Origin of the sequence: Kineococcus sp. NBC_00420, from assembly GCF_036021035.1 — a bacterium.
Classification (GTDB): domain Bacteria; phylum Actinomycetota; class Actinomycetes; order Actinomycetales; family Kineococcaceae; genus Kineococcus.
Map to the genome: position 1 here is coordinate 2,598,119 of NZ_CP107930.1, position 26,867 is coordinate 2,624,985.

At 68.0% G+C, this 26,867-nt stretch carries 17 protein-coding genes and 3 rRNA genes; 13 read left to right on the forward strand and 7 right to left on the reverse strand.

Features of this window, described 5'->3' with window-relative positions; all coding sequences use genetic code 11:
- Positions 1–4: 4 nt before the first annotated feature.
- From kdpA to OG218_RS12615, 7 genes are all read left to right on the forward strand, one after another.
- Positions 5–1,672 carry a potassium-transporting ATPase subunit KdpA gene (gene kdpA / locus OG218_RS12585; protein ID WP_328293567.1) on the forward strand — a complete coding sequence of 556 codons (1,668 nt, stop codon included), beginning with the start codon at positions 5–7 and terminating at the stop codon, positions 1,670–1,672.
- The gene (kdpB, locus tag OG218_RS12590) at positions 1,669–3,795 is read left to right on the forward strand and encodes a potassium-transporting ATPase subunit KdpB (RefSeq protein WP_328293568.1); all 2,127 of its coding nucleotides are present in this window, start codon (positions 1,669–1,671) and stop codon (positions 3,793–3,795) included. The genes kdpA and kdpB overlap by 4 nt, the downstream gene beginning before the upstream one ends.
- A gap of 5 nt (positions 3,796–3,800) precedes the next feature.
- Entirely contained in the window at positions 3,801–4,415 is a 615-nt protein-coding gene (gene kdpC, locus OG218_RS12595; protein WP_328293569.1) for a potassium-transporting ATPase subunit KdpC, read from the forward strand.
- Positions 4,416–4,423: 8 nt separating this feature from the next.
- Positions 4,424–7,027 carry a DUF4118 domain-containing protein gene (locus OG218_RS12600; RefSeq protein ID WP_328293570.1) on the forward strand — a complete coding sequence of 868 codons (2,604 nt, stop codon included), beginning with the start codon at positions 4,424–4,426 and terminating at the stop codon, positions 7,025–7,027.
- Complete coding sequence (locus OG218_RS12605; RefSeq protein WP_328293571.1) at positions 7,024–7,698, forward strand: response regulator transcription factor; 675 nt, start codon at positions 7,024–7,026, stop codon at positions 7,696–7,698. The genes OG218_RS12600 and OG218_RS12605 overlap by 4 nt, the downstream gene beginning before the upstream one ends.
- 190 nt (positions 7,699–7,888) lie before the next feature.
- Positions 7,889–8,578 carry a transglutaminase-like domain-containing protein gene (locus OG218_RS12610; RefSeq protein WP_328293572.1) on the forward strand — a complete coding sequence of 230 codons (690 nt, stop codon included), beginning with the start codon at positions 7,889–7,891 and terminating at the stop codon, positions 8,576–8,578.
- Complete coding sequence (locus tag OG218_RS12615) at positions 8,575–9,474, forward strand: transglutaminase family protein (protein ID WP_328293573.1); 900 nt, start codon at positions 8,575–8,577, stop codon at positions 9,472–9,474. Before OG218_RS12610 ends, OG218_RS12615 begins: the two co-directional genes overlap by 4 nt.
- A 19-nt stretch (positions 9,475–9,493) precedes the next feature.
- Here the strand turns inward: OG218_RS12615 and OG218_RS12620 are convergent, their stop codons facing one another.
- The gene (locus OG218_RS12620; protein ID WP_328293574.1) at positions 9,494–10,417 is read right to left on the reverse strand and encodes a DUF808 domain-containing protein; all 924 of its coding nucleotides are present in this window, start codon (positions 10,415–10,417) and stop codon (positions 9,494–9,496) included.
- A gap of 101 nt (positions 10,418–10,518) precedes the next feature.
- The gene (locus OG218_RS12625; protein ID WP_328293575.1) at positions 10,519–12,000 is read right to left on the reverse strand and encodes a helix-turn-helix domain-containing protein; all 1,482 of its coding nucleotides are present in this window, start codon (positions 11,998–12,000) and stop codon (positions 10,519–10,521) included.
- 156 nt (positions 12,001–12,156) lie between these two features.
- Here OG218_RS12625 and OG218_RS12630 point away from each other — a divergent pair, with 156 nt between their 5' ends.
- The 5 genes from OG218_RS12630 to OG218_RS12650 all read left to right on the forward strand — a co-directional run bounded on the left by OG218_RS12630 (position 12,157) and on the right by OG218_RS12650 (position 17,741).
- On the forward strand, positions 12,157–13,182 hold the full coding sequence (locus OG218_RS12630; RefSeq protein WP_380258524.1) for an amidohydrolase family protein: 1,026 nt from the start codon (positions 12,157–12,159) through the stop codon (positions 13,180–13,182).
- The gene (locus OG218_RS12635) at positions 13,182–13,961 is read left to right on the forward strand and encodes an iron-sulfur cluster assembly protein (RefSeq protein ID WP_328293577.1); all 780 of its coding nucleotides are present in this window, start codon (positions 13,182–13,184) and stop codon (positions 13,959–13,961) included. The genes OG218_RS12630 and OG218_RS12635 overlap by 1 nt, the downstream gene beginning before the upstream one ends.
- Positions 13,962–13,966: 5 nt before the next feature.
- The gene (locus OG218_RS12640) at positions 13,967–14,992 is read left to right on the forward strand and encodes an NAD(P)-dependent alcohol dehydrogenase (protein WP_442906496.1); all 1,026 of its coding nucleotides are present in this window, start codon (positions 13,967–13,969) and stop codon (positions 14,990–14,992) included.
- 161 nt (positions 14,993–15,153) lie between these two features.
- On the forward strand, positions 15,154–17,331 hold the full coding sequence (locus tag OG218_RS12645; protein WP_328293579.1) for a glutamine synthetase III family protein: 2,178 nt from the start codon (positions 15,154–15,156) through the stop codon (positions 17,329–17,331).
- 62 nt (positions 17,332–17,393) lie between these two features.
- The gene (locus tag OG218_RS12650; protein WP_328293580.1) at positions 17,394–17,741 is read left to right on the forward strand and encodes a cupin domain-containing protein; all 348 of its coding nucleotides are present in this window, start codon (positions 17,394–17,396) and stop codon (positions 17,739–17,741) included.
- Between the two features lie 195 nt (positions 17,742–17,936).
- Here OG218_RS12650 and OG218_RS12655 read toward each other — a convergent pair whose 3' ends face one another.
- Entirely contained in the window at positions 17,937–18,938 is a 1,002-nt protein-coding gene (locus OG218_RS12655; RefSeq protein WP_328293581.1) for an ADP-ribosylglycohydrolase family protein, read from the reverse strand.
- A 131-nt stretch (positions 18,939–19,069) separates the two neighbouring features.
- Positions 19,070–19,351: a hypothetical protein gene (locus OG218_RS12660; RefSeq protein WP_328293582.1), complete on the reverse strand. Its 282-nt coding sequence runs from the start codon at positions 19,349–19,351 to the stop codon at positions 19,070–19,072.
- A 168-nt stretch (positions 19,352–19,519) separates the two neighbouring features.
- On the opposite strand from OG218_RS12660, the gene OG218_RS12665 reads away from it, so the two are divergent.
- Complete coding sequence (locus OG218_RS12665) at positions 19,520–20,569, forward strand: LLM class flavin-dependent oxidoreductase (RefSeq protein ID WP_328293583.1); 1,050 nt, start codon at positions 19,520–19,522, stop codon at positions 20,567–20,569.
- 113 nt (positions 20,570–20,682) lie between these two features.
- Here OG218_RS12665 and rrf read toward each other — a convergent pair.
- The 3 genes from rrf to OG218_RS12680 all read right to left on the reverse strand — a co-directional run bounded on the left by rrf (position 20,683) and on the right by OG218_RS12680 (position 26,325).
- Positions 20,683–20,799, reverse strand: a 5S ribosomal RNA gene (gene rrf / locus OG218_RS12670).
- 206 nt (positions 20,800–21,005) lie between these two features.
- Positions 21,006–24,189, reverse strand: a 23S ribosomal RNA gene (locus tag OG218_RS12675).
- 617 nt (positions 24,190–24,806) lie between these two features.
- A 16S ribosomal RNA gene (locus OG218_RS12680) occupies positions 24,807–26,325 on the reverse strand.
- Together the 16S, 23S and 5S rRNA genes form the textbook arrangement of a ribosomal RNA operon.
- Positions 26,326–26,867 lie beyond the last annotated feature (542 nt).

The window sequence follows — 26,867 nt, forward strand, 5'->3', positions numbered from 1 at the left end:
ACTGATGACGCTCTCCGACAGCACCGCCGGCCTGCTCCAGATCGGCCTCCTCGTCGTCCTGCTCGCCGCGGTCCACGTTCCTCTCGGCGACTACATGGCCCGCACCCTCACCAGCGCGAAGCACCTGCGGGTGGAACGGGGGATCTACCGCGTCCTGCGCGTCGACGGTGACGCCGACACCCGGTGGCCGGTCTACGCGCTCTCCGTCCTCGGCTTCTCGACCGTCTCGATCCTCTTCCTGTACGCGTTCCTGCGCCTGCAGGGCCACCTCCCGCTGTCGCTGGGTTTCGGCGGCATGGAACCGACCCAGGCGTGGAACACCGCGGTGTCGTTCGTGACGAACACGAACTGGCAGTCCTACTCCGGGGAGTCCGCGCTGGGGCACCTGGTGCAGATGGGCGGCCTGGCGGTCCAGAACTTCCTCTCCGCCGCCGTCGGCCTCTGCGTCGCGGTCGCCCTGGTCCGGGGCCTGGTCCGCGTCGGGACCGGCACCATCGGCAACTTCTGGGTGGACCTGGTGCGCAGCACCCTGCGCATCCTGCTGCCGCTGGCCTTCCTCGCCGCGATCGTCCTCGTCCTCACCGGGGTCGTGCAGAACTTCACCGGCGCGACCGCGTACACGACTCTGACCGGCGGGACGCAATCGATCGTCGGGGGCCCGATCGCCTCGCAGGAGGCCATCAAGGAACTCGGCACCAACGGTGGTGGGTTCTTCAACGCCAACTCCGCGCACCCCTTCGAGAACCCGACCGCGATCTCCAACCTGTTCGAGATCTTCCTCATCCTCGCGATCCCCTTCAGCCTGCCCCGCACGTTCGGGACGCTGGTCGGCAACCAGCGCCAGGGGGGCGCGATCCTCGCCGTGATGGCCGGCATCTTCGCCGTCTCCAGCGCCGTCACGCTCTACGCCGAGACCCACGCCCTGGGCACCGTCCCGCAGGCCGTCGGCGCGGCCATGGAGGGCAAGGAGACCCGGTTCGGCGAGTGGGCCTCGGCCCTGTTCGCGACGGCGACGACGTCGACGTCGACGGGGGCCGTGAACTCCTTTCACGACAGCTACACCGCCCTCGGCGGCGGCGCCCTGCTGGTCAACATGATGCTGGGCGAGGTCACCCCCGGTGGCGTCGGTTCGGGCCTCTACGGGATGCTCGTCCTGGCGATCATCACCGTGTTCGTCGCCGGGTTGATGGTCGGACGGACCCCGGAGTACCTGGGCAAGAAGATCGGCCAGCGCGAGATCACCCTGGCCGCGCTCTACATCCTGGCCACCCCGTTCGCGCTGCTCGTCGGCGTGGCGATCGCGCTCTCGAGCGAGTCCACCCGCGCGATGATGCTGAACTCCGGGCCGCACGGTCTCAGCGAGATGCTGTACGCCTTCGCCTCGACGGCGAACAACAACGGCAGTGCCTTCGCCGGGGTCAGCGTCAACACGCCGTTCTACAACGTCGCCCTCGGACTGTGCATGTACGTCGGCCGGTTCCTCCCGATGCTGCTGGTCATCGCCCTCGCCGGCACCTTCGCCCGGCAGCGACCCGCCAGCGTCACCGCCGGGACCCTGCCCACCCAGACCGTCACGTTCGCCGGCATGCACGCGGCCGTCGTGGTCGTCGTCACCGGTCTCACCTTCTTCCCCGCCCTCGCCCTCGGACCCCTCGCAGAGGCACTCGCATGAGCACCCCGACCCTCCCCGACACCACGAACCCCGCCGCGGCGGGAAACCCCGCGAGCGCGGGACCGCACCGGATCGCGAGCGGTGCCTTCAGCCCGCGCCAGCTCGTGAGTTCCCTCCCGGACGCGTTCCGGAAGCTCGACCCGCGCCACCTCGTGCGGACGCCGGTCATGTTCGTCGTCGCCATCGGTGCCGCGCTCTCCACCGTGCTGGCGATCACCGACCCGTCGGTCTTCGCCTGGGTCATCGTCGCCTGGCTGTGGATCACGGTCCTCTTCGCCAACCTCGCCGAGGCCGTCGCCGAAGGTCGCGGCCGCGCCCAGGCGGCGTCCCTGCGCAAAGTCAGTTCGGACACCACCGCGCGTCGGCTGGTGGACCCCACCGGGTTCCACGGCGACGAGGTCAACGTCCCCTCCAGCCAGTTGCGGGTCGGTGACCTCGTGGTCGTCGAAGCGGGCCAGACCGTCCCCGGTGACGGCGACGTCGTCGACGGGGTCGCCAGCGTCGACGAGTCGGCCATCACGGGCGAGTCCGCTCCGGTCATCCGCGAGTCCGGCGGCGACCGCAGCGCCGTCACCGGTGGGACGACGGTCCTCTCGGACCGGATCGTGGTGCGGATCACCGCGAAACCCGGGGAGAGCTTCGTCGACCGGATGATCGCTCTCGTCGAGGGTTCCTCGCGTCAGCGCACGCCCAACGAGATCGCCCTGAACATCCTGCTGGCGAGCCTCACCCTGGTGTTCCTGCTCGCCGTGGTCACGTTGCAGCCCATGGCCATCTACTCCGGACGCCCGCAGTCCCTCATCGTGCTGGTGGCCCTGCTGGTCTGCCTCATCCCGACCACGATCGGGGCGCTGCTCTCCGCGATCGGGATCGCCGGTATGGACCGGTTGGTGCAGCGCAACGTCCTGGCCATGTCCGGGCGGGCCGTCGAGGCCGCCGGGGACGTCGGGACGCTGCTCCTCGACAAGACCGGCACCATCACCCTCGGGAACCGGCAGGCCCACGAACTCGTCGCCGCGCCGGGGATCGACATCACGGAACTCGCCGACGCCGCCCAGTTGTCCAGCCTCGCCGACGCGACTCCCGAGGGCCGTTCCGTCGTCGTCCTGGTCAAGGAGCGCTACGGCCTGCGGGGCCGGGCGGACGGGGAACTGCCCGGGGCGACCTTCGTCCCGTTCACCGCCCAGACCCGCATGTCCGGGGTCGACCTCGTCACCGACGAGGGTGAACGCCAGGTCCGCAAGGGCGCAGCCGCGGCCGCGACCCGCTGGGTCCGCGAACTCGGCGGTGACGTCGCCCGTGAGGTCGACCAGGCCGTCGAGGACATCTCCACCGCCGGCGGAACCCCGCTCGTCGTCGCCGAGAACCGCGACGGCCGGGCCCGCGTCCTCGGGGTCATCCACCTCAAGGACGTCGTCAAGGAAGGCATGCGCGAACGCTTCGAGCAGCTGCGCGCCATGGGCATCCGGACCGTCATGGTGACCGGGGACAACGCCCGCACGGCGCAGGCCATCGCCCTCGAGGCCGGCGTCGACGACGTCCTGGCCGAGGCCACCCCGGAGGACAAGCTGGAACTCATCCGCCGGGAGCAGTCCGGTGGGCGGCTCGTCGCGATGATGGGTGACGGCACGAACGACGCACCGGCGCTGGCCCAGGCCGACGTCGGGGTGGCGATGAACACCGGTACCTCCGCCGCGAAGGAGGCCGGGAACATGGTCGACCTGGACTCGAACCCGACGAAGCTCATCGAGATCGTCGAGATCGGCAAGCAGCTGCTCATCACCCGCGGCGCGCTGACCACGTTCTCCATCGCCAACGACATCGCCAAGTACTTCGCCATCATCCCGGCGATGTTCGTCACGACGTTCCCGCAGCTCGACGCGCTGAACATCATGCGGCTCTCGACCCCGGAGTCGGCCATCGTCTCCGCCGTCGTGTTCAACGCCCTCGTCATCGTCGCGCTCATCCCGTTGGCCCTGCGCGGGGTGCGTTACCGGCCCTCCAGCGCGGCGGCCCTGCTGCGTCGCAACCTGCTGGTCTACGGCCTCGGCGGGATCGTCGTCCCGTTCATCGGCATCAAGCTCCTCGACCTCGTCATCTCCACCATCCCCGGGATCGGCTGATCACCATGTCCACCACCACGCTGCGCCCCTCGGCCTCCATCTCGAACCTGCTGCGCCAGTCCCGCACCGGTCTGGTCCTCCTCGTGGGCGCCACCCTCCTGCTCGGCGTGATCTACCCGCTCGCCGTCTACGGCGTGGGCCGATTCGTCCCCGGCCGCGCCGACGGCCAGGTCGTCAGCGTCGGCGGGACCCCGGTCGGCTCGGCGATCATCGGCCAGACCTTCGACGGCGACGAGTGGTTCGCCTCCCGTCCCTCCGCCGCCGGCGACGGGTACGACCCGCTGGCCTCCTCGGCCTCGAACCTCGGCCCCGAGTCCACCGACCTGGCGAAGCTCGTCGAGGAACGCCGGGCGGCCGTCGCCGCCGCCGACGGGATCGCCCCGGCCGACGTCGCCCCGGACGCCCTCACCGCCTCCGGCAGCGGTCTCGACCCCGACATCTCCCCCGAGTACGCGCAGCAGCAGATCGCCCGCGTCGCCGCCGCCCGCGGCCTCACCGACCAGGCCGTCGCCACCCTGGTCGCCGAGCACACCCAGGACCGGGCGCTGGGTTTCCTCGGTGAACCCCACGTCAACGTGCTCGAGCTCAACCTCGCCCTGAAGCGCCTGGCACAGGGCTGAGTCGGCCGGTGCTGAGGGAGCGGTACGCGAACGAGCGCCGGGGACGGTTGCGGGTGTTCCTCGGGGCGGCGCCCGGGGTCGGCAAGACGTTCACGATGCTGGACGAGGCCCGTCGACGCTGCGAACGCGGGGTGGACGTCGTGGTCGCGGTGGTCGAGACCCACGGCCGTCCGCAGACCGCCGCGGCCCTGGGTTCCCTCGAGGTGCTCCCCCGCCGCAGCGTCGAACACCGCGGTGTCGCCGTGCAGGAGATGGACCTCGACGCCGTCCTGGCCCGCCAGCCCGAGGTGGCCGTCGTCGACGAACTCGCCCACACCAACGCTCCCGGTTCCCGCCACGAGAAGCGCTGGCAGGACGTCCAGGAACTCCTGGCCGCCGGGATCGACGTCGTCTCCACGGTCAACATCCAGCACCTCGAATCCCTCAACGACGTCGTCGAGTCCATCACCGGCGTGGTGCAGCGGGAAACCCTGCCCGACGAGGTGCTGCGCCGCGCCGAGCAGGTACAACTCGTCGACATGACGCCTGAGGCGCTGCAGCGCAGGCTCTCCCACGGTAACGTCTACGCCGAGGAGAAGGTCGACGCGGCGCTGTCGAACTACTTCCGCATCGGCAACCTGACGGCCCTGCGCGAACTCGCCCTGCTCTGGCTGGCCGACCGCGTCGACGAAGGGCTGGAGCGGTACCGCGCCCAGCAGGGCATCTCGACGAGCTGGCCGACCCGCGAGCGGGTCGTCGTCGCCCTCACCGGCGGCGCGGAGGGCGAGACGCTGGTCCGCCGCGCCGCCCGCATCGCCGGCCGGGGGGCCGGGGGGGAACTGCACGCCGTCCACGTCGCCAGCGGCGACGGTCTCGTCCGCACCTCCCCCGCCCGCCTCGCCGCCCAGCGGACGCTGGTCGAGAACCTCGGCGGCACCTACCACCAGGTCGTCGGGGACGACGTCGCCGAATCCGTCCTCGGGTTCGCGAAGGGTCTGAACGCCGCGCAGATCGTGGTCGGCGCGAGCCGGCACGGGGGCCTGTCCTCGTTGTTCCGCTCCGGGGTCGGCGATGCCGTCGTCCGCGGTTCCGGTGCCATCGACGTCCTCGTCGTCACCCACGACCAGCAGGGTCAGGCGTTGCGGCTACCCGCCCCGGCCCGTGCGGCCCTCTCCCGCAACCGTCGGATGCTGGGGTGGGTGCTGGCCCTCGTCGGCCCGGCGCTGGTCACGCTGCTGCTGGTGGCCGTCCCGCAGCAGGAACTCGCCACCGACCTCATGGCCTTCCTCGTCGTCGTCGTGGTCTCCGCCCTCGCCGGCGGGGTCTGGCCGGCGCTGGCCTCGGCGTTCCTCGGGAGCCTGGCGGTGAACTGGTTCTTCACCCCACCCGTGCACCAGCTGACCATCGCCCAGCCCGCGAACGCCGTCGCCCTCGCCGTCTTCCTGCTCGTAGCCGTCGCGGTCTCGAACACCGTCGACCGCGCCGCCCGACGCACGGTCGAGGCCACCCGCAGTCGCGCCGAGACGGAGGCGTTGTCGGTGCTGACCCGCACGGCGCTCGTCGCCACCCACCCCCTCGACGAGGCGATGGAGCACACCCGTCGCACCTTCGCGGTCGACTCCGTCACCCTCCTCGAACGCGACGACGCCGCGGCGCCCTGGCGCATCACCACCACCGCCGGGGCCCCGGTCTGCACGACCCCCGCCGAGGGGGACGCCGAGGTCGTCGTCGAGGACACGTTCTCCCTGGCCTTGCGCGGACGCCTCCTCAGCGCCGACGACCGACGCGTCCTGGAGGCCTTCGCCGCCCAGATCGCCGCGCTGCGCCAACGGCAGCGGTTGCGCGCCGAGGCCGCCCAGGTCCGCCGGCTGGAAGAGGGCGACGCCGTCCGCGGTGCGCTGCTGACCGCCGTCTCCCACGACCTGCGCACCCCGCTGGCGACGCTGAAGGCGTCCGTGGACAGCCTGCGAGCCGTCGACATCCAGCTCGGCGAGGCCGACCGTGCGGAGCTGCTCGCCGGGGTCGCCGACTCCGCCGACCGGCTGCAGGCGCTCATCGACGACCTGCTCGACCTCACCCGCGTGCGGAGCGGGATCGTCGAACCGCACATGCTCGTGGTCTCCCTGCACGACGTCCTCGAACTCGTCGTCGCCGAGGTCGGTCCGGGTGTCGACCGCGTCACCGTCCCCGAGGACCTGCCCCTCGTCTCCACCGATCCCGGCCTCCTGCAGCGGGTCGTCACGAACCTGGTGCAGAACGCGCTGCGCCACGGGAGGGCCGCGGGGGACCGCCCGGGGAGCGGGGTCGAGATCCACGTCCAGGAGAGCGTCGAGAACTCCGACCGGAGGGTTCGCCTGCTCGTGGTCGACCACGGACCCGGTCTGCCCGCGGCGGCGAAGGAACAGGCCTTCACCCCCTTCCAGCGTCTGGGTGACCGTTCCGGCGCGGGCCTCGGCCTGGGTCTCGCCGTCGCCCGCGGCCTGGCCGAGGCCGTCGGCGGTCGCCTCCTGGCCGAGGACACCCCCGGAGGGGGGCTGACCATGGTGCTCGACCTCCCTCTCGCCGGGAACGCCCACGAACTGGCCGAGACCGGGTCGCGCTCGGACACCGGATCCCCGGTCGGCACGGTGTGAGCCGCGTCCTCGTCGTGGAGGACGAACCCGGGCTGCGGCGGACCCTCGACATCCACCTCAGCGCCCGCGGCTGGGACGTCTCGACCGCCGCCGACGGCCGGACCGCGCTGACCCTGGCCGAGCGGGAGCCGGACGTCGTCCTCCTGGACCTCGGGCTGCCCGACATGGACGGCCTCGAGGTGCTGAGCCGGCTGCGGGAACGCGGCAGGACACCCGTCGTGGTGCTCACGGCCCGCACGTCGACCGCGGACACCGTCGCCGCCCTCGACGCCGGCGCCGACGACTACGTCACCAAGCCGTTCAGCTTCGAGGTGCTCATCGCCCGGTTGCGGGCCGCCACGCGGCGGGACGCGAGGCCGGTCCGGCAGCACACCCTGTTCGAGGCCGGGGCCCTGCGCATCGACCTCGACGCACCGTCGGTCACCCGGCACGGGGCGACGGTGAAGCTCACGCCCATCGAGTGGCGGCTGCTGCGGGTCCTGCTCGGGCAGGCCGGCCGGCTGGTCGGTCAGCAACGCCTGCTGAGCGAGGTGTGGGGACCGACCTACGGCCACCAGACGAACTACCTGCGGGTCTACCTCGCGCAGATGAGGCGCAAGCTCGAGGACGATCCCGCGCGTCCGCGCCACCTCATCACCGAGCCCGGGATGGGGTACCGGTTCGACCCGTGACCCGATCGCCGCCGGGTCGCGCGCCCGTCGGAAACACCGACGAAACCCGGGTAGGAGAGGGTGGGGCATGACGACGAGACGTGTGCACATCGGGTGCGAGTTCGTTCACTCTGCGCAGTGGAGTGTCCCGGCCATCGCCCAGGTCACACCTCGACGTGACGAAGACGTCGCCATCAGTGACGAGCAGTGGGTGACCGAGCCCGGTATGGAGCGCCGGACGTACACCGACGTCTACGGCAACGAGTGCGTGCGCTTCACGCTCCCGGCCGGCCGTTCGGTCCTGCGCTACGACGCCGTCGCCGAGGTCGCGGACGCGCCCGAGGACGCCGACGAGGACGCACCCGAGATCGCCCCGACCGACCTGCCGGACGAGGTGCTGCTCTACACCCTGCCCAGTCGCTACGTCGTCCCGGACGTCCTGGCCGACGAGGCGTGGACCCTGTTCGCCGAGACCCCGCGCGGCTACCGACGGGTCCAGGCCATCTGCGACCACGTCAACAAGCACCTGCAGTTCCAGTACGGCAGCAGCACCGCCCTCTCCACGGCGGCCGACGTCAACGCCAGCGGCTACGGCGTCTGCCGCGACTTCACCCACCTGGCCATCACCTTCTGCCGGGCCCTGAACATCCCCGCCCGCTACGTCTTCGGCTACCTGCCCGAGATCGACATCGAGCCGACCGACGCCCCCAGTGACTTCGCGGCCTGGATGGAGGTCTGGCTGGGCGATCGCTGGTGGACGTTCGACCCCCGCAACAACACCCGGATGAAGGGCCGTGTTCTGATCGGACGGGGCCGCGACGCGTCCGACGTCGCCATGTTGACGACGTTCGGGGCACCGTTGCTGGAGTCGATGGTCGTTCACGCCGAGGAGATCTCATGACGTTGACAGCCGGAGTGACCACCCGGCCGGGCCTCCTCGACCACCGCGCCCTCGACCTCGAGGGGGCAGCGCGGGTCACGTACCGCCTGGAGCAGACGTTCCGCTACGACTACACCGAGCCCGTCACGTCGGTGCGCCAGCGCCTCGTCATCGTCCCGCCGGCCCGCCACGGCGACGCGACGCTGGTCCACCACTCCCTCGACGTGCTGGGCGCGGTCTCGCGCAAGACCATCCGCCACCACGGCGGCAGCAGCGACAGCAGCAGCGTGGTGCGGGTCAGCGCCGACCGGGTCGAGGAGTTCATCGAGTTCCGGCTCACGGCCCACGTCGAGCGCGCCGGCGACCGCCGCCTGGCGGAACTGCCGTCGAAGGCGCTGCGCGACGCCCGCTGGCGGCAGCTGACCCGCCTCACGACCCCCGACGCCGCGCTGCGCGACTGGGCCGCGGAGCTCCACCGCGACGGCGAGCGCCCCGAGGACACGGCGCAGCGGATCTGCTCGGCCGTGCACGCCCGGATGACCTACGAGTTCGGGATCACCGGGACCTCGACGACCGCCGCGCAGGCCCTCGCCGGTGGCCGGGGTGTCTGCCAGGACTACGCGCACATCGCCCTGGCGCTCTGCCACGAGCTGGGTCTGCCCGCCCGCTACGTCTCGGGCCACCTGCTGGGCCAGGGCGGGACGCACGCCTGGTTCGAGGTGCTCGTCGACGCCGGGGACCGCGTCGTCGCGATCCCGTTCGACCCCTGCAACGACCGCCGCGCCGGTCGGGGGTACCTGACCATCGCGACCGGCCGCGACTACGCCGACGTCGCCCCCACCGCGGGGACCTACGAGGGGCCCCTGTCCGGGCAGTTGAGCTCCACCCGCCGGCTCGGGGTCGTCTCGCTCGCCTGATCCGTCGCGGCGGTCCGCGTCAGTGCGCCTTCTTGCGGTGCACCGTGACGGACAGGACGAGCACGATCACCGCACCCACGACGAGCCCGATCACCGCGCTGGAGAACGTGTTCACCAACCAGCCGACGACACCGCCGAGGGCGCCGGTCGCGTCGTGCGCGGCCTCCTCGAGGTGGTGCACGAAGGAGTAGACGGGGTGCCAGCCGAGTTCGTCGGTCCCGACGAGCAGGATGTGCCCGCCGACCCACAGCATGGCGGCCGTGCCGACGACGGTGAGGAACGTCAGCAGCTTCGGCATCGCCGCGATCAGGCCGCGACCGAACCGGGCGGTGCCGGCGCCGTCGCGACGCGCGAGGTTCAGGCCGACGTCGTCCATCTTCACGATCAGCCCGACCGCCCCGTAGACGAGCAGGGTGATGAGCACGCCGACGATGATCAGGATGACCAGGCGCGCGAAGAACGGCTGGTCGGCCACCTCGTTGAGCGAGATCACCATGATCTCCGCGGACAGGATGAGGTCGGTGCGGATGGCGCCCGCGACGACGGTCTTCTCGTCCTTGGGTCCCTCGTCCGCGCCGTGGCCGTGACCGCTGACCTTGGCCCAGACCTTCTCCGCGCCCTCGAAGCTGAGGTAGGCGCCCCCGAGCATGAGGATCGGGGTGAGCAGGAAGTCCGCGAACTGACTCAGCAGCAGGATCACCGGCAGGATGATCAGCAGCTTGTTGCGCAGCGACCCGATGGCGATCCGCTTGATGATCGGCAGTTCACGGTCGGGGGTGAGACCCCGGACGTACTGGGGGGTGACGGCGGCGTCGTCGACGACGACCCCGGCCGCCTTCGCGCCGGCCTTGGCGGCTGCGGCGCCGATGTCGTCCATCGAGGCGGCCGCCGCCCGGGCGATGAGCGCCACGTCGTCCAGCAGGGCCACGAGTCCACCGCTCACGCGCGGGATCCTTCCGTCGTCGACGCCCCGGACGTGCGTCCAGGACGCTCCCAGGTTGTCACGAGAGCGCGGGACGCCCCACCCGCAGGAGACCGGCGACGTCAGCGGGGGATGTGCAGGTCGTACTGGGCGACCTTCCGGTAGATCGTCGCGCGGCTCATCCCGAGTTCCTCGGCGGCCTGCTTCACGCTCATCCCGGGCGTGGTGAGGCAGCGCACGATCTCCTCGCGTTCGACGGTCTCCAGCCGGCTCAGCCGGTGCGAGGACCCGCTGAACACCTCGGCGGGGAGGTGCCGCACGTCGATCGTGTCCGCCTGCAGCGCGGCGCGCCTGACCACGGTGTGCAGCTGGTCGACGTTGCCCGGCCAGGAGCAGCTCTCCAGGGCCCGAGCCGCCGCGGGGGTGATCTCGAGGTCGCGGCCGCGGGTGTGCCGGACGACGTGCGCGGCGAGCGGGAGGACGTCGGAGGGTCGTTCGCGCAGCGGCGGGACGGCCACGACGGCGTCGACGAGCACGGCGAGCGGAGCGGGGACCTCCGCGAGGTCCTCGGCGGTGAGGACGACGGGGAGGTCCGGTCGCAGCGTGCGGGCGGCGGCGATGAGGGCGCGCAGTTCCTCCGCCACCCGGGCCGGGAGGTGGTCGACCTCGCACACGACGACGGCGGTGTCGGCCTTGCCGAGTTCCGGTGACCACAGCGCCAGCCACCGTTCGAGGTCCTGCGGGGCGGGTGGGCTCGCCGACAGGATCCGGTCGCGCGGGCGGACCCGGCGCACCGCCTGGGCGAGCAGGGTCGAGCGACCGGCACCGCGTTCCCCGACCGCCACGACGACCCGTCCCTCGCGCACGGAGCGTTCGCACTGCACCAACGCCTCGCGCCAGGCCCGGGAGAGGCCCTCGACCGTCCCGCTGCCCGGCTCGAGGGTTCCGTGCTGCACGTGGAACACCTCCCCGCGCGGGGCGGGACGCGGGGTGCGGCCGCGCGAACGCGCCAGCATGAGGGCCGACGTCGCGCCGGCCGCGGACTGCGCGAGGGCGAGCAGCAGCTTCCCGGGCTGCTCGGCCCAGGTGGTGATGTTGACGCTGCCCTCGAGCCGGCCGCTCAGCGGGTCGAGCACGGGGACGGCGGCGCAGGTGTAGCCGACGAGGCTGGCGCTGTAGTGCTGGTCGGCGCGGACGACGGTCGGCAACCGGTCGGCGAGCGCGAGTCCGAGCCCGCTGGTCCCGGCCTCGCGCTCGGAGAACGCGAACCCCGGGGCGAGGTGCACGGCGTCCAGGCTGCGCAGCAGCGAGGTGTCGCCCGAGAGCCGGTTGAGCACGAGGCCGTCGGCGTCGGTGAGCATGAGGCTGACGGGTTCGTCGACGAGCGTGCGGTGCAGCTCGGTCAGCACCTCGCGGCCGCACTCGTAGAACAGCGACTCCCGTTCCCACGTCCCGGAGAAGACCGGTTCGACGTCCCCGGTGCGCACGCCGTAGTCCTCGCTGCGACGCCAGGACGCAGCCAGCCGGTCGTCGACCCGGACCCCGCCGCGCACCGGGCGCGGGTCGGCGCGTCCGGTCCTCTGCCGTCGAGCCTCGTCGCTCACGCCCACCTCCCTCGTGGTGGGCCCACCGTACGACCTCGGCACCCGCCCGCACGAGGGTCGCCGTCTCAAAGTGAGACACCGGAACCACCGCAGCGACCCCCGGCGTCCCTACGGTCGTGCCCACGCACCGCCCCGTCACCGGAGATGGAGAGCAGCATGTACACCAAGGACGGCGAGAAGTACTTCATCCTCGACGCGCACGTCGCGCTGTGGGACGCCCGCCCCGAGAACCAGCGCAACGTCCACGGCAAGCAGTTCATCGACTGCTTCTACGACTACCACCGCAACCTCAGCCCGGCCTCGGAGCTGTGGCCCTACGAGGAGTACCTGTACCAGGGCGGTGACCGCCTGATGCACGACCTCTTCGACGTCGGCTACGTCGACCACGCGATCTTCCAGCCGGCCCGGCTCGGGGAGTTCTACCGGAAGGGTTTCGGTCAGACCGAGGAGGCGCTCGCGATCACCCGGGCCAACCCGGACAAGCTGACCTACAACCACTACTTCGACCCGCGCGACGGTGAACGCGGCCTCGACCAGCTGCGCCAGGACGCGGAGGAGATGCACCTGAAGGGCGTCAAGCTCTACACCGCCGACTGGCACGGCGACTCCCGCGGGTACAAGCTCTCCGACCCGTGGACGTACCGCTACCTCGAGGTCTGCCGCGAACTGGGGATCAAGAACATCCACGTCCACAAGGGCCCGACGATCCGCCCCCTGGACCGCGACGCGTTCGACGTCGCCGACGTCGACCACGCCGCGACGGACTTCACCGACCTGAACTTCATAGTCGAGCACTGCGGGCTGCCGCGCCTCGAGGACTTCTGCTGGATCGCGACCCAGGAACCCAACGTCTACGCGGGACTGGCGGTGGCGATCCCGTTCATGCACACCCGGCCGCGCTACTTCGCGCAGATCATCGGGGAGCTCCTCTACTGGCTCGACGAGAACCGGATCTTCTTCTCCAGCGACTACGCGCTGTGGACACCGAAGTGGCTGGTCGAGACGTTCGTGGACTTCCAGATCCCCGAGGACATGTCGGAGTACGCGCCGCTGACCACGGACCAGAAGAAGAAGATCCTCGGTCTGAACGCCGCCGCCGTCTACGGCATCGACGTCCCGGCCGAACTGCAGGTCGCGAACCCGCCGGCGATGGCGGAGCCGCAGGCCGTGGCGGTGGCCTGATGACGCTCACCACCCTCGACCGGCGGCAGGAGGTCACCGACGCGCTGTCGGTCGTCCTGGACCCGGAACTCGACGAACCCATCACCGACCTGGGTTTCGTCCGCGCCGTCGACGTCGACGGCGCGTCGGTGAGCGTCCACCTGCGACTGCCCACGTCGTTCTGCTCGCCGAACTTCGCCTACCTCATGGCCTCCGACGCCAAGGACGCCCTGGTGGACCTGTTCTGGGTCGAGCGGGTCGTGGTGGAGCTCGACGACCACCACGACTCCGACCTCATCAACGCCGGTCTGGCCGCCGACGCGGGCTACCGCGGGACGTTCGGGCACGAGGCCGAGCAGGACCTGGAGGAACTGCGCCTGACGTTCCGCCGCAAGGCGCACACCGCGGCCATGGAACGCGCCCTGACCCTGTTGCTGCGCGCCGACCCCGAACTGCGCGAGGAGGACCTCGGCGAGGTGACGCTCGCCGACCTCCGGGACGAGCGGACCACGCTGGCGTTGTTGCGTCGTCGCGTCGCCCTGGGGATCTCCTCGGAACCCGGCGCCAAGGTCCTCGTCGACGAGCACGGCGACTCCTACCCCCGCGCGGAGGTCCCGCTGCGACTGCGCCGCGCCCGCTCGACCCGCATCTCCATCGACGGCAACGCGCACTTCTGCCGGGGCCTGCTCGCCACCCGCTACCCGGGTTCGGCGGCCGACCAGGTTCCCCGGCCCGAGGGTTCCGAACCCGGCGACCACCCGCTGCTACCCCTCACCGTCCGCCGGGAGGCGACGTCATGAGCACCATGAGAGCCGTCCGCGTCGTGGGGTACCACCAGCCGCTGCAGATGCAGGAGGTTCCCACCCCCGAGGTGACGAGCCCCTTCGACGTCGTGGTGAAGATCGGCGGGGCCGGGGTCTGCCGCACCGACCTGCACATCCTCGAAGGGCAGTGGGCGCAGAAGTCCGGGGTCACCCTGCCGTACACGATCGGGCACGAGAACGCGGGCTGGGTCAGCGCGGTCGGTTCCGCGGTGACCAACGTCGCCGAGGGCGACAAGGTGATCCTGCACCCGAACACCACCTGCGGACTGTGCCGCGCGTGCCGTTCGGGCGACGACGTCCACTGCGTCGCCAAGGGTTTTCCGGGCATCGACGTGGACGGCGGGTACGCGGAACACCTCAAGACCTCCGCCCGCAGCGTCGTGAAGATCGACGACTCCCTCGAACCCTCCGACGTCGCCGCCCTGGCCGACGCCGGCCTGACGGCTTACCACGCGTGCGCCAAAGCGGCCCAGCGGTTGCGGCCGGTGGACCGGTGCGTGGTCATCGGGGCCGGTGGCCTGGGCCACATCGGGATCCAGGTGCTGGCGGCGATGACCGCGGCCGAGATCATCGTCGTCGACCGCAACCCCGACGCGGTGGAGCTGGCCCGCTCGATCGGCGCGCACCACGCGGTCGTGGCCGACGGGACCCAGGTCGAGCAGGTCCTGGAACTCACCGACGGCCGCGGCGCGGAGGTCGTCGTCGACTTCGTCGGCGAGGGCGGCTCGACCGCAGCGGGGATCAGGATGCTGCGCGAGGCCGGCGACTACCACGTCGTCGGGTACGGCGAGAACATCGACGTCCCCACCATCGACATCATCTCCGCGGAGATCAACGTCATCGGCAACCTGGTCGGGTCGTACAACGACCTGACGGAACTCATGGCCCTGGCCGCGCGCGGTCTGGTGAAGCTGCACACCGTGAAGTACGCCCTCGACGACTTCCAGACCGCGGTCGACGACCTCGACGGGGGCCGGGTGAGGGGCCGGGCCATCCTCGTCCCCTGACCGCACGTCGACGCGGAGTGACGAGCGGGTGGTCTCACAGCACCAGGCCACACGCTCGTCACACGGACGAAACCTGCGGCGTCCTCGAAGGCCCTAGCGTCTGCGACAAGAGTGCGGTCCTCTGGGTCCGCACGGTCCGAGGCGAGCAACTGGAGCCCTCCATGAGCGGCAGCGCAGCACGACTCCGAGCGATCGACGCGGTCATCGCCTTCGAAGCCCCCACCCCGAGCCTCATCGCGGCCGAGGCGCCGGGCGAGGTCTTCGGCCAGAACGTCTTCAGCAAGGCCGTCATGCAGAAGCGGCTGCCGAAGGCGGTCTTCAAGTCGGTCATGGCGACCATCGAGAAGCAGATGCCCCTCGACCCGGCGATCGCCGACGCCGTCGCCTCGGCGATGAAGGACTGGGCGCTGGAGAAGGGCGCGACGCACTACGCGCACGTCTTCTACCCGTTGACGCACTCCACCGCCGAGAAGCACGACAGCTTCTTCGAGCCCGACGACGACGGCGGCTCGATCGCCGAGTTCGCCGGCAAGACGCTCGTCCAGGGCGAACCGGACGCCTCGAGCTTCCCCAACGGCGGTCTGCGCTCGACGTTCGAGGCCCGCGGGTACACCGGGTGGGACGTCACCAGCCCCGCCTACGTGCTGGAGAACCCCAACGGGAACACGTTGTGCATCCCGACGGTGTTCGTCTCGATGACCGGTGAGGCACTGGACCACAAGACCCCGCTGCTGCGTTCGCAGCAGGCGATGGCCACCCAGGCCGCCCGCGTGCTGCGGCTGTTCGGTCACGACGACCCGGGCACGATCGTCTCCTACGCCGGCCCGGAGCAGGAGTACTTCCTCATCGACCGGCACTTCTTCCTGTCCCGCCCCGACCTGCTGAACGCGGGACGGACGCTGTTCGGCGCGAAGCCGCCGAAGGGCCAGGAGTTCGACGACCACTACTTCGGCGCCATCCCCGACCGCGTGCTGGCGTTCATGCTCCACGCCGAGCGTGAGCTCTTCAAGGTCGGGATCCCCGCCAAGACCCGGCACAACGAGGTCGCGCCCGGCCAGTTCGAGATCGCGCCGATGTTCGAGCGGTCCAACCTCGCCGCCGACCACCAGCAGCTGCTCATGGTCACCATGAAGCGCGTCGCGCGCGAGCACGGCATGGAACTGCTCTTCCACGAGAAGCCGTTCGTCGGCGTCAACGGGTCCGGCAAGCACGTGAACTTCTCGTTCGGCTCCTCCACCGTCGGCAACCTGCTGCTGCCCGGTGACACGCCGCACGAGAACGCGCAGTTCCTGGTGTTCTGCGCCGCGATCATCCGCGCCGTCCACAAGTACGGCGGCCTGCTGCGCGCCTCGGTCGCCTCGGCGACCAACGACCACCGGCTCGGCGCCAACGAGGCCCCGCCGGCGATCATCTCGATCTTCCTGGGCGAGCAGCTCGCCGACGTCTTCGACCAGGTCGCCAAGGGCGGTGCCACCTCCTCCAAGGAGAAGGGCACCATGACGATCGGCGTGGACACCCTGCCCGTGCTGCCGACCGACCCGGGCGACCGCAACCGCACCAGCCCGTTCGCCTTCACCGGCAACCGCTTCGAGTTCCGCGCACCGGGTTCGATGCAGTCGATCTCCTCGCCGGTCTACACCATCAACACGATCGTGACGGAGGCGCTGGACTTCATCGCGACCGACCTCGAGGAGCGGGTCGCGGCCGGCGAGGACTTCAACCACGCCGTGCAGAAGGTCCTCGAGCAGATCATCACCGACCACGGCGCGGTCGTGTTCAACGGTGACGGGTACTCCGACGACTGGCAGACCGAGGCCGAGGCGCGCGGTCTGAAGAACCTGCGCACGACGATGGACGCCCTGCCCGAACTGATCTCGGACGAGGCCGTGGAGCTGTTCAGCAGGTACGGCATCTTCTCCGAGCGCGAGATGCACTCGCGCTACGAGATCGCCGTCGAGCAGTACGAGCTCGCCATCGCTGTCGAGGCGAAGCTGACCGTCGAGGTCGCGGGGACGAGCATCCTGCCCGCCGCGATCCGCTACCAGACGCAGCTCGCCCAGAACGTCGCCGCGCTCACGGCCGCCGGGGTCGAGGCGGACGCCTCGCTGCTGCAGGCGGTCACGACGCCCATCACCGCGCTGCGCAAGGCCCTCGTCACCCTGAAGGCCGTCGCCTTCGAGGAGGCCGGCCACACACCGGTCGAGGCCGCGATGCACGCCAAGGACGTCCTGCTCCCGGCGATGGCCGCCGTCCGCGAGGCCGCCGACGAACTCGAGACCCTCGTCGCCGACGACCTCTGGCCGCTCGCGACCTACCAGGAGATGCTCTTCATCCGCTGACCGCGAGCGCCTGGCCGGAACTGCTCCGGCCAGGCGCTCGCGCGCCCGTCTACGCTCGCACCGTGGAACTCCCCGCGGGCAGCGCCCTGGACACCCGAGAACTCGTGCTGGAGAACTCCGCCCTGGGTGCCGAACAGGTCGTCGACGGATCACCCACCACGGGTTCCCTCGACCTCGGGACGGTGGGAGGGGTGGAACTCGGGGTGTGGGAGATGACCACGGGCACGATGCACGACGTCGAGACCGACGAGGTGTTCGTCGTCGTCGCCGGACGCGCCGAGGTCTTGATCGAGGGTGTCGCCGCGCCCCTCGTGCTCGCTCCCGGGACCGTCGGCCGGCTGGCCGCCGGGAGCCGCACCACGTGGACGGTCAGCGAGACCCTCCGGAAGGTCTACCTCCTCGGCCGGTGACGAACGGACGACCACCGGGTCAGCGCATCGACGTGGAAGTCCTCGAGGCGGGTGCGGTGCTGGTCTCGGTAGCGATGCCCGCGATCGCGATCCCCACCGGTCGACTTCCCGTGTCCGGCAGTCGAGCCCCGTCTCGACCGGAGGGCAGTTCAGCACGGTCGGGCAGTCACTCGCTCGGCGTCCCCGGGATCGGGTTCAGCTGATCCCGTAGCGGGCGCGCCACGTCGGGTCGCTGGCTGCACCCCAGCTGCCGTCGGGGTTGGACGTGTTCTCCCGCACCAGGTCCCGGGCCAACCGGTCGATGACGTAGGCGAGGTCGATGCGGGTGAGGACGGTCTGCGGGAGGGCGGTCTCACCGTGGACTGCTCCCACCAGGGCACCGGTGACCGTGGAGACCGCCACCGGGTGGGGTGCCGCGGCCGCCAGGGCGAGGGCGGCACGGGCACCCGTCACCTCGGGGTGGCTGAGCAGGCAGTACACCGCTCCCCACAGCGTCGACGACGAACTCCCGTCGCCCGCAGCGGCCCGCAGGACGAGCGGGGACGCCGGGGTCTCCCGGGCTGCCCGGACGGCGTCGTCGACCACCGAGACGGCGGTGAAGTCGATGCCCTGCATGATCGCTGCGCTGATCCCCTCGCCGACCGCTTCCACGGCGTCGCCCGTGCGCAGCGCCGCTCCCGCGAGCAGGACGGCGAGCCCGGTCGGGGCGAAGGTCCGGGGTCCGTGGGTGAGGGCAGCGGAGTCGATCGCGGTGTCCACCGCCTGAGCGGGGTCACGAGCGACCTGCGCCGCGAGCGGCAACGCGCGGGCGAGCGAGTGCCATCCGTCTGCCGTTGTCACGGGGTCGAGGCGGGTCCCCCCGGAACCGGTAGCCAGTCCACGGACGGTGTCCCCCGGGTCACCAGCGGACTGGGCGAGGAGGGGAACCTCCTCGAGCCAGGCGACACCGGTGGTGCTCGAACGTCCGGGTGCGGACCAGACCCGCGCCCACCGACGGTAGGCGGCGAGCAGGTCGGCCCGGGGGTCGGCCGCTCCGGTCACCGACCGGCGCAGAGAGGTGCGGATGCTCGCGGCGGCGGTGAAGCAGGCCAGCTGGGTAGCGACCCCGTGGCGCAGGACACCTCTCGTCGAGACTCCCGACCCGATGGCCTCACCGACGGCGAGACCGTGCAGCAGCCCGCGAACGCGCCGTCCCACGACAGGGCTGTGCGCTGTCGGGGGCATCCCCGGGGCGGCATGTCGTCCTTCTTCCACGACAAGGAGTTCGGCCTTCCGGAGAGCCGCATCAAGCGTTGAACCCTCGAACCACCCGGTTGGCTGACGCGTTCTCACGGTCGTGCGAACAGGCGCCCCTCCACGGAGTCGTACTCACCAGCTCCGGACGCGGCACGGTTCCCGAGTTCGCGCAGCCCGCTGTCGGCGCCTCGGGCGGCCTGGGCCAGGGTGTCGAAGAAGGCTCGGGCCGCACGCTGCGCCCGACCGACGACCCAGTCGTCCGCGCCTGCACCTGCCGCCTCCAACGATCCCAGGAGGGTGCCGACGTCGTCGGCGTCCGCGCGCAACGTCGCCGCCGACTGTTCGAGCTCCTCGGTCGCAACGCCGAACTGCATGCTTCCTCCTCCACCGGTGAGGTCGGGACGCTACCGGCAGGCGGGCGGGGAGGCGTCGACTCGTCCACAGGCACCGATCAAGCGGGCCGTCTGGGGCGCCGATGTCTCAGAGGCTCCCGCACCTGCGGGACGAGGTATAGTTAAAGCCTCAAACACTTTGGAGGCGAGATGTCCCGCAACGGCCGACGGCTCGAGCTCGGGTTCCTGACGTTCGTCGCGGACGGTGGCTCCGGCGGCCCCGCAGGAGCGCTCCAGGACGGCCTGTCACTCATCCGGTACGCGGAAGACCTCGGGTACGACTCGGCGTGGGTCCGCGTCCGGCACCACGAGCCGTTCCTGTCCTCGCCGATGACGTTCTTCGCGGCGGCTTCGCAGGTGACGCGACGGATCCACCTGGGCACCGGTGTCATTCCGATGCGCTACGAAGACCCGCTGCGCCTGGCCGAGGACGCCTCGACGGTCGACCTCCTCAGCGGAGGCCGTCTCGAACTCGGGTTGAGCAACGGGATCCCGCCGCTCGCCGCTGCGCTCGACCCCATCCACGGCGCCTCGGAGCGAGGTTTCGCCGGGGAGGCCCAGCACCGCATCGACGTGCTGCGCCGTGCGATCAGCGGCGAGCCCATCGCCCGGGCGGCCGCCCAGTACATGGGCACTCCCGCGGGCGGGGACATGCTCAGCACGCCGCACGCCGCCGGGTTGTCGGAACGGCTCTGGTACGGCGCCGGCAGCGAGCGAACAGCCGTGCGCGCCGGCACCCAGGGGTTCGACCTGCAGGTCTCCACCCTGAACAGCGAAGAGACCGGTGAACCCTTCGACGTCGTGCAGGCACGACAGATCCGCAGCTACCGCAAGGCCTTCGCCGACGCGGGCCACTCAGGCCGGCGCTCTCCGCGGGTCTCGGCAGGACGCATCGTGCTGCCCTTCCTCGACCGTCGGGACGCCGAGGACCACCGGACGTTCATCGAGGGGTACACCTCCGGGATGACCGAAGACGGTCTGCCCAAGGAGCCGTCGCCCTTTCCCGTGCGGTTCAGCTCGATCCTCAGCGGAGACCCGGAGAGCATCGTCGAGAGCCTGCTCGCCGACGAGGTCACGGAGGAGACGGACGGTCTCGTCATCGTGCTCCCCGCTGAGGGTTCCCTCGACGTCCACCAGCGCGTGCTGCGCGCCGTCGCCGAGCACGTCGCCCCCCACCTCGGGTGGACCCCCACACGCTGAACAACCTCCCCCCACGACATCGCGGGAAGGACGCAACTACACCCGGAAACACGTGTGGGGAGCAACCCCCAGAAGGGTTGCTCCCCACACGCTTACCCACTACAAGAGTGAGTGGCCGGCGGTGACCTACTCTCCCACCCAGTCTCCCGAGCAGTACCATCGGCGCAGGTGGGCTTAGCTTCCGGGTTCGGAATGAGACCGGGCGTTTCCCCACCGCTATGACCACCGGACCACAAAGGCCAGGATCAAACCACACCCCCCACCCCCACGAATAGGACTGGAGCATGTGTTCGAGTTCTCTCCCAAGAACCACACAATGGACGCGAACACCACAACAGCAGTGAAATCGTTAGTTGGATTGTTATCACACTCACCCCGACCCACCAAACCCACCACCATCAACCCAAAGAGTCGACACGGCGGCAGCTGGTGCGTGGTAGACAAGTGATCGGCTTATTAGTACCGGTCAGCTCCACAGCTCTCTCGTCGCTGCTTCCACACCCGGCCTATCAACCCCGTGATCTACAGGGAGCCTCCCACCCCTTCAACAGGGCACGGAAACCTCATCTCGAAGCAGGCTTCCCGCTTAGATGCCTTCAGCGGTTATCCCTTCCGAACGTAGCCAACCAGCCATGCTCCTGGCGGAACAACTGGCACACCAGAGGTTCGTCCGTCCCGGTCCTCTCGTACTAGGGACAGCCCTTCTCAAGTTTCCAACGCGCGCAGCGGATAGGGACCGAACTGTCTCACGACGTTCTAAACCCAGCTCGCGTACCGCTTTAATGGGCGAACAGCCCAACCCTTGGGACCTACTCCAGCCCCAGGATGCGACGAGCCGACATCGAGGTGCCAAACCATGCCGTCGATATGGACTCTTGGGCAAGATCAGCCTGTTATCCCCGGGGTACCTTTTATCCGTTGAGCGACCGCGATTCCACACTCCACGGCCGGATCACTAGTCCCGACTTTCGTCCCTGCTCGACCTGTCGGTCTCACAGTCAAGCTCCCTTGTGCACTTACACTCAACACCTGATTGCCAACCAGGCTGAGGGAACCTTTGGGCGCCTCCGTTACTCTTTAGGAGGCAACCGCCCCAGTTAAACTACCCATCAGGCACTGTCCCTGATCCGGATCACGGACCGAAGTTAGACATCCAGAACGACCAGAGTGGTATTTCAACGATGACTCCACCATCACTAGCGTGACCGCTTCACAGTCTCCCACCTATCCTACACAAGCCGTCCCGAACACCAATACCAAACTATAGTGAAGGTCCCGGGGTCTTTCCGTCCTGCTGCGCGTAACGAGCATCTTTACTCGTAGTGCAATTTCGCCGAGTTCGCGGTTGAGACAGCGGGGAAGTCGTTACGCCATTCGTGCAGGTCGGAACTTACCCGACAAGGAATTTCGCTACCTTAGGATGGTTATAGTTACCACCGCCGTTTACTGGCGCTTAAGTTCTCAGCGTCCCCACTTGCGTGGGTAACCGGTCCCCTTAACGTTCCAGCACCGGGCAGGCGTCAGTCCGTATACATCGTCTTGCGACTTCGCACGGACCTGTGTTTTTAGTAAACAGTCGCTTCCCCCTGGTCTCTGCGGCCCTCAAACGCTAGCCCGCAAGGAGCTTCACGTCTCAGGCCCCCCTTCTCCCGAAGTTACGGGGGCATTTTGCCGAGTTCCTTAACCACGATTCACTCGAACGCCTCGGTATTCTCTACCTGACCACCTGAGTCGGTTTAGGGTACGGGCGGCTCGAACCTCGCGCCGAGGCTTTTCTAGGCAGCATGGGATCACCCTACTTCCCCCCGAAAGGGTCACCATCAGGTCTCAGACACGACATTGAAGTCAGAAGTGCGGATTTACCAACACCTCGCCCTACACCCTTGGACGTGGACAACCATCGCCACGCGGAAGCTACCCTCCTGCGTCACCCCTGTTAATACGCTTGACTACTACCGGATCGGATCACACGCTCCACCAACCACCACCCGAAGGCGCCGGCGGCTTAGGGTGCTTAGCATCCCCGGCCTCACCATGGACGGTTCTACGCCGGTACGGGAATATCAACCCGTTGTCCATCGACTACGCCTGTCGGCCTCGCCTTAGGTCCCGACTTACCCAGGGCGGATGAACCTAGCCCTGGAACCCTTGGTCAATCGGCGGACGGGTTTCTCACCCGTCATTCGCTACTCATGCCTGCATTCTCACTCGCGTGCAGTCCACAACCCATCACCAGGCTGCTTCACCCCACACACGACGCTCCCCTACCCATCCACACACCTGCCCACCAACACCCAACCCCCACCCACAACCCGAAGGCCACAGACAAAGATCACTGCTGAAGAGAGATTAATATGTGAATGCCACAGCTTCGGCGGTGTACTTGAGCCCCGCTACATTGTCGGCGCGGAATCACTTGACCAGTGAGCTATTACGCACTCTTTCAAGGGTGGCTGCTTCTAAGCCAACCTCCTGGTTGTCTGCGCAACTCCACATCCTTTCCCACTTAGCACACGCTTAGGGGCCTTAGCTGATGATCTGGGCTGTTTCCCTCTCGACTACGAAGCTTATCCCCCGCAGTCTCACTGCCACGCTCTCACTTACCGGCATTCGGAGTTTGGCTGACGTCAGTAACCCGGTGGGGCCCATTAGCCATCCAGTAGCTCTACCTCCGGCAAGAAACACGTGACGCTGCACCTAAATGCATTTCGGGGAGAACCAGCTATCACGGAGTTTGATTGGCCTTTCACCCCTACCCACAGCTCATCCCCCAGGTTTTCAACCCTGGTGGGTTCGGTCCTCCACGCGGTCTTACCCGCGCTTCAACCTGGCCATGGGTAGATCACTCCGCTTCGGGTCTAGAGCACGCGACTATAGGACGCCCTATTCGGACTCGCTTTCGCTACGGCTACCCCACACGGGTTAACCTCGCCACGCACCACTAACTCGCAGGCTCATTCTTCAAAAGGCACGCCGTCACAGGTACAAGCCTGCTCCGACGGATTGTAGGCACACGGTTTCAGGTACTATTTCACTCCCCTCCCGGGGTGCTTTTCACCATTCCCTCACGGTACTTGTCCGCTATCGGTCATCAGGAAGTATTTAGGCTTACCAGGTGGTCCTGGCAGATTCACACGAGATTCCACGAGCCCCGTGCTACTCGGGACATGCTCCCAAGGAGGCCGCAATGTTTCGCCTACGGGGGTCTCACCCACTACGCCGGACCATCCCAGGCCCTTCGGCTACACCACGACTTTCTCACTCCCCGACCAGGTGGTAGCCCAGTCCAGAACACTCCCACAACCCCAACCCCGCAACCCCTACCAGGTATCACACGGAACTGGTTTAGCCTCATCCGCTTTCGCTCGCCACTACTCACGGAATCACTATTTGTTTTCTCTTCCTGTGGGTACTGAGATGTTTCACTTCCCCACGTTCCCTCCACACACCCTATACATTCAGGTGCGGGTGACCGCCCATGACGACGGCCGGGTTTCCCCATTCGGACACCCTCGGATCAACATTCGGTTGCCAACTCCCCGAGGCTTATCGCAGGCTCCCACGTCCTTCATCGGCTCCTGATGCCAAGGCATCCACCATGCGCCCTTACACACTTGACCACCACACACCACCCACCACCACCAACCCACCCGAAAGCAGGACAACAGCAGCAGAGCAGACATGCAGGTCAAGGCGAAACTGCAATAAAAACCCAAACCACAAAGACAGTACGGACCACCACCCACCGAAGTGAGATGACAGCCCGCTCATCAGAGGATTATCACTCGACGAACATCACTACTTTCACGCCCCTCAAAGGAGCGCTACTTGATGCTCGCGTCCACTGTGCAGTTCTCAACAGACAACCCGCACCCACCCCGTAGAGACCGACACCAGACACCCGAGAAAACTCTCGAGCCGATGTGAACGATCAGGGCAGGCCCAGACCAAGACACCAACCACCAGCCATGCCCGAAAGCACGCCAGCCGGCCGGTCCCTCAGGACCCAACAGTGCGCCAGACACCCCCCGACCCCCACCCCACGTTCCACCCAGATCGAAACCCGGGGTACTAGCGACGCGAGACGTCGAAGAGATGCCGTGTTGATGTTCCACCCTTGAGCACCAGCCGCCGAACATACGCCGACGAAACTGGCCCATCCCCACCACACCTCATACCCCACGAAGGAGGCCTGAGACCTGAGATTCAACTCAGTGACGGGGTTGATGCTCCTTAGAAAGGAGGTGATCCAGCCGCACCTTCCGGTACGGCTACCTTGTTACGACTTCGTCCCAATCGCCAGTCCCACCTTCGACAGCTCCCCCCCTTACGGGTTGGGCCACCGGCTTCGGGTGTTACCGACTTTCATGACGTGACGGGCGGTGTGTACAAGGCCCGGGAACGTATTCACCGCAGCGTTGCTGATCTGCGATTACTAGCGACTCCGACTTCACGGGGTCGAGTTGCAGACCCCGATCCGAACTGAGACCAGCTTTTTGGGATTCGCTCCACCTCACGGTATCGCAGCCCTCTGTACTGGCCATTGTAGCATGCGTGAAGCCCAAGACATAAGGGGCATGATGATTTGACGTCATCCCCACCTTCCTCCGAGTTGACCCCGGCAGTCTCCCATGAGTCCCCACCATAACGTGCTGGCAACATGGAACGAGGGTTGCGCTCGTTGCGGGACTTAACCCAACATCTCACGACACGAGCTGACGACAACCATGCACCACCTGTACGCGACCAACTAAATGACACCCCATCTCTGGGATTCCACCGCGCATGTCAAGCCTTGGTAAGGTTCTTCGCGTTGCATCGAATTAATCCGCATGCTCCGCCGCTTGTGCGGGCCCCCGTCAATTCCTTTGAGTTTTAGCCTTGCGGCCGTACTCCCCAGGCGGGGCGCTTAATGCGTTAGCTGCGGCACGGAATCCGTGGAATGGACCCCACACCTAGCGCCCAACGTTTACGGCATGGACTACCAGGGTATCTAATCCTGTTCGCTCCCCATGCTTTCGCTCCTCAGCGTCAGTAACTGCCCAGAGACCCGCCTTCGCCACCGGTGTTCCTCCTGATATCTGCGCATTTCACCGCTACACCAGGAATTCCAGTCTCCCCTACAGCACTCTAGTGTGCCCGTACCCACTGCAAGCTCAGAGTTGAGCCCTGAGTTTTCACAGCAGACGCGACACACCGCCTACGAGCTCTTTACGCCCAATAATTCCGGACAACGCTTGCACCCTACGTATTACCGCGGCTGCTGGCACGTAGTTAGCCGGTGCTTCTTCTGCTCCTACCGTCACTTTCGCTTCTTCGGAGCTGAAAGAGGTTTACAACCCGAAGGCCGTCATCCCTCACGCGGCGTCGCTGCATCAGGCTTTCGCCCATTGTGCAATATTCCCCACTGCTGCCTCCCGTAGGAGTCTGGGCCGTGTCTCAGTCCCAGTGTGGCCGGTCGCCCTCTCAGGCCGGCTACCCGTCGTCGCCTTGGTAGGCCATTACCCCACCAACAAGCTGATAGGCCGCGAGCCCATCCCCAGCCGAAAAACTTTCCACCCACACTCGATGCCGAGGCAGGTCGTATCCGGTATTAGCCACCGTTTCCAGTGGTTGTCCCAGAGCCAGGGGCAGGTTGCTCACGTGTTACTCACCCGTTCGCCACTGATCCACCCCGAAGGGCTTCACCGTTCGACTTGCATGTGTTAAGCACGCCGCCAGCGTTCGTCCTGAGCCAGGATCAAACTCTCCGTCGAAAAACCTACGACCACACCACCACCAAAAGCAGCAGCACAGCCAAGATCTTTAGCACTTCATAGTTGACCCTTGGACTCGAAAACCCCACCCCCCACTGGCGTGAAAGAGGCGGAGATCAATCCCAAAGGAACCCCAAACCATCACCCACCCACGCAGAAAACGCAGCGCAGTGACAGTCGATTGGGGGTTGATACATATATGGCATCAACATTTTTGGCACACTGTTGAGTTCTCAAGAACCGGACGCACCCACCCACAACAACCCCCACACAGAGGGCCACCCGAAGAGGGGCAACTTTCCCACCTTAACCACCAACCAGGCCAAACTGCAACCCAGTCACCATCAAGGCTTCCGGCGCCGCTAGAGCTTCAGTCCGGCCTCTGTGAGCTTGTGACCCGCAGCGGCCGCCCCGTTGCTCGTGGCGACATGAGGAACATTAGACGGGTGGGTGACGGCAAGGCAAATCGCCCACGTCTGTCCGGGGTGATGTGCTGTGGCGCAACGACTTCCTTCGCTTCCCACACTCCGGTCCCCCTCGTC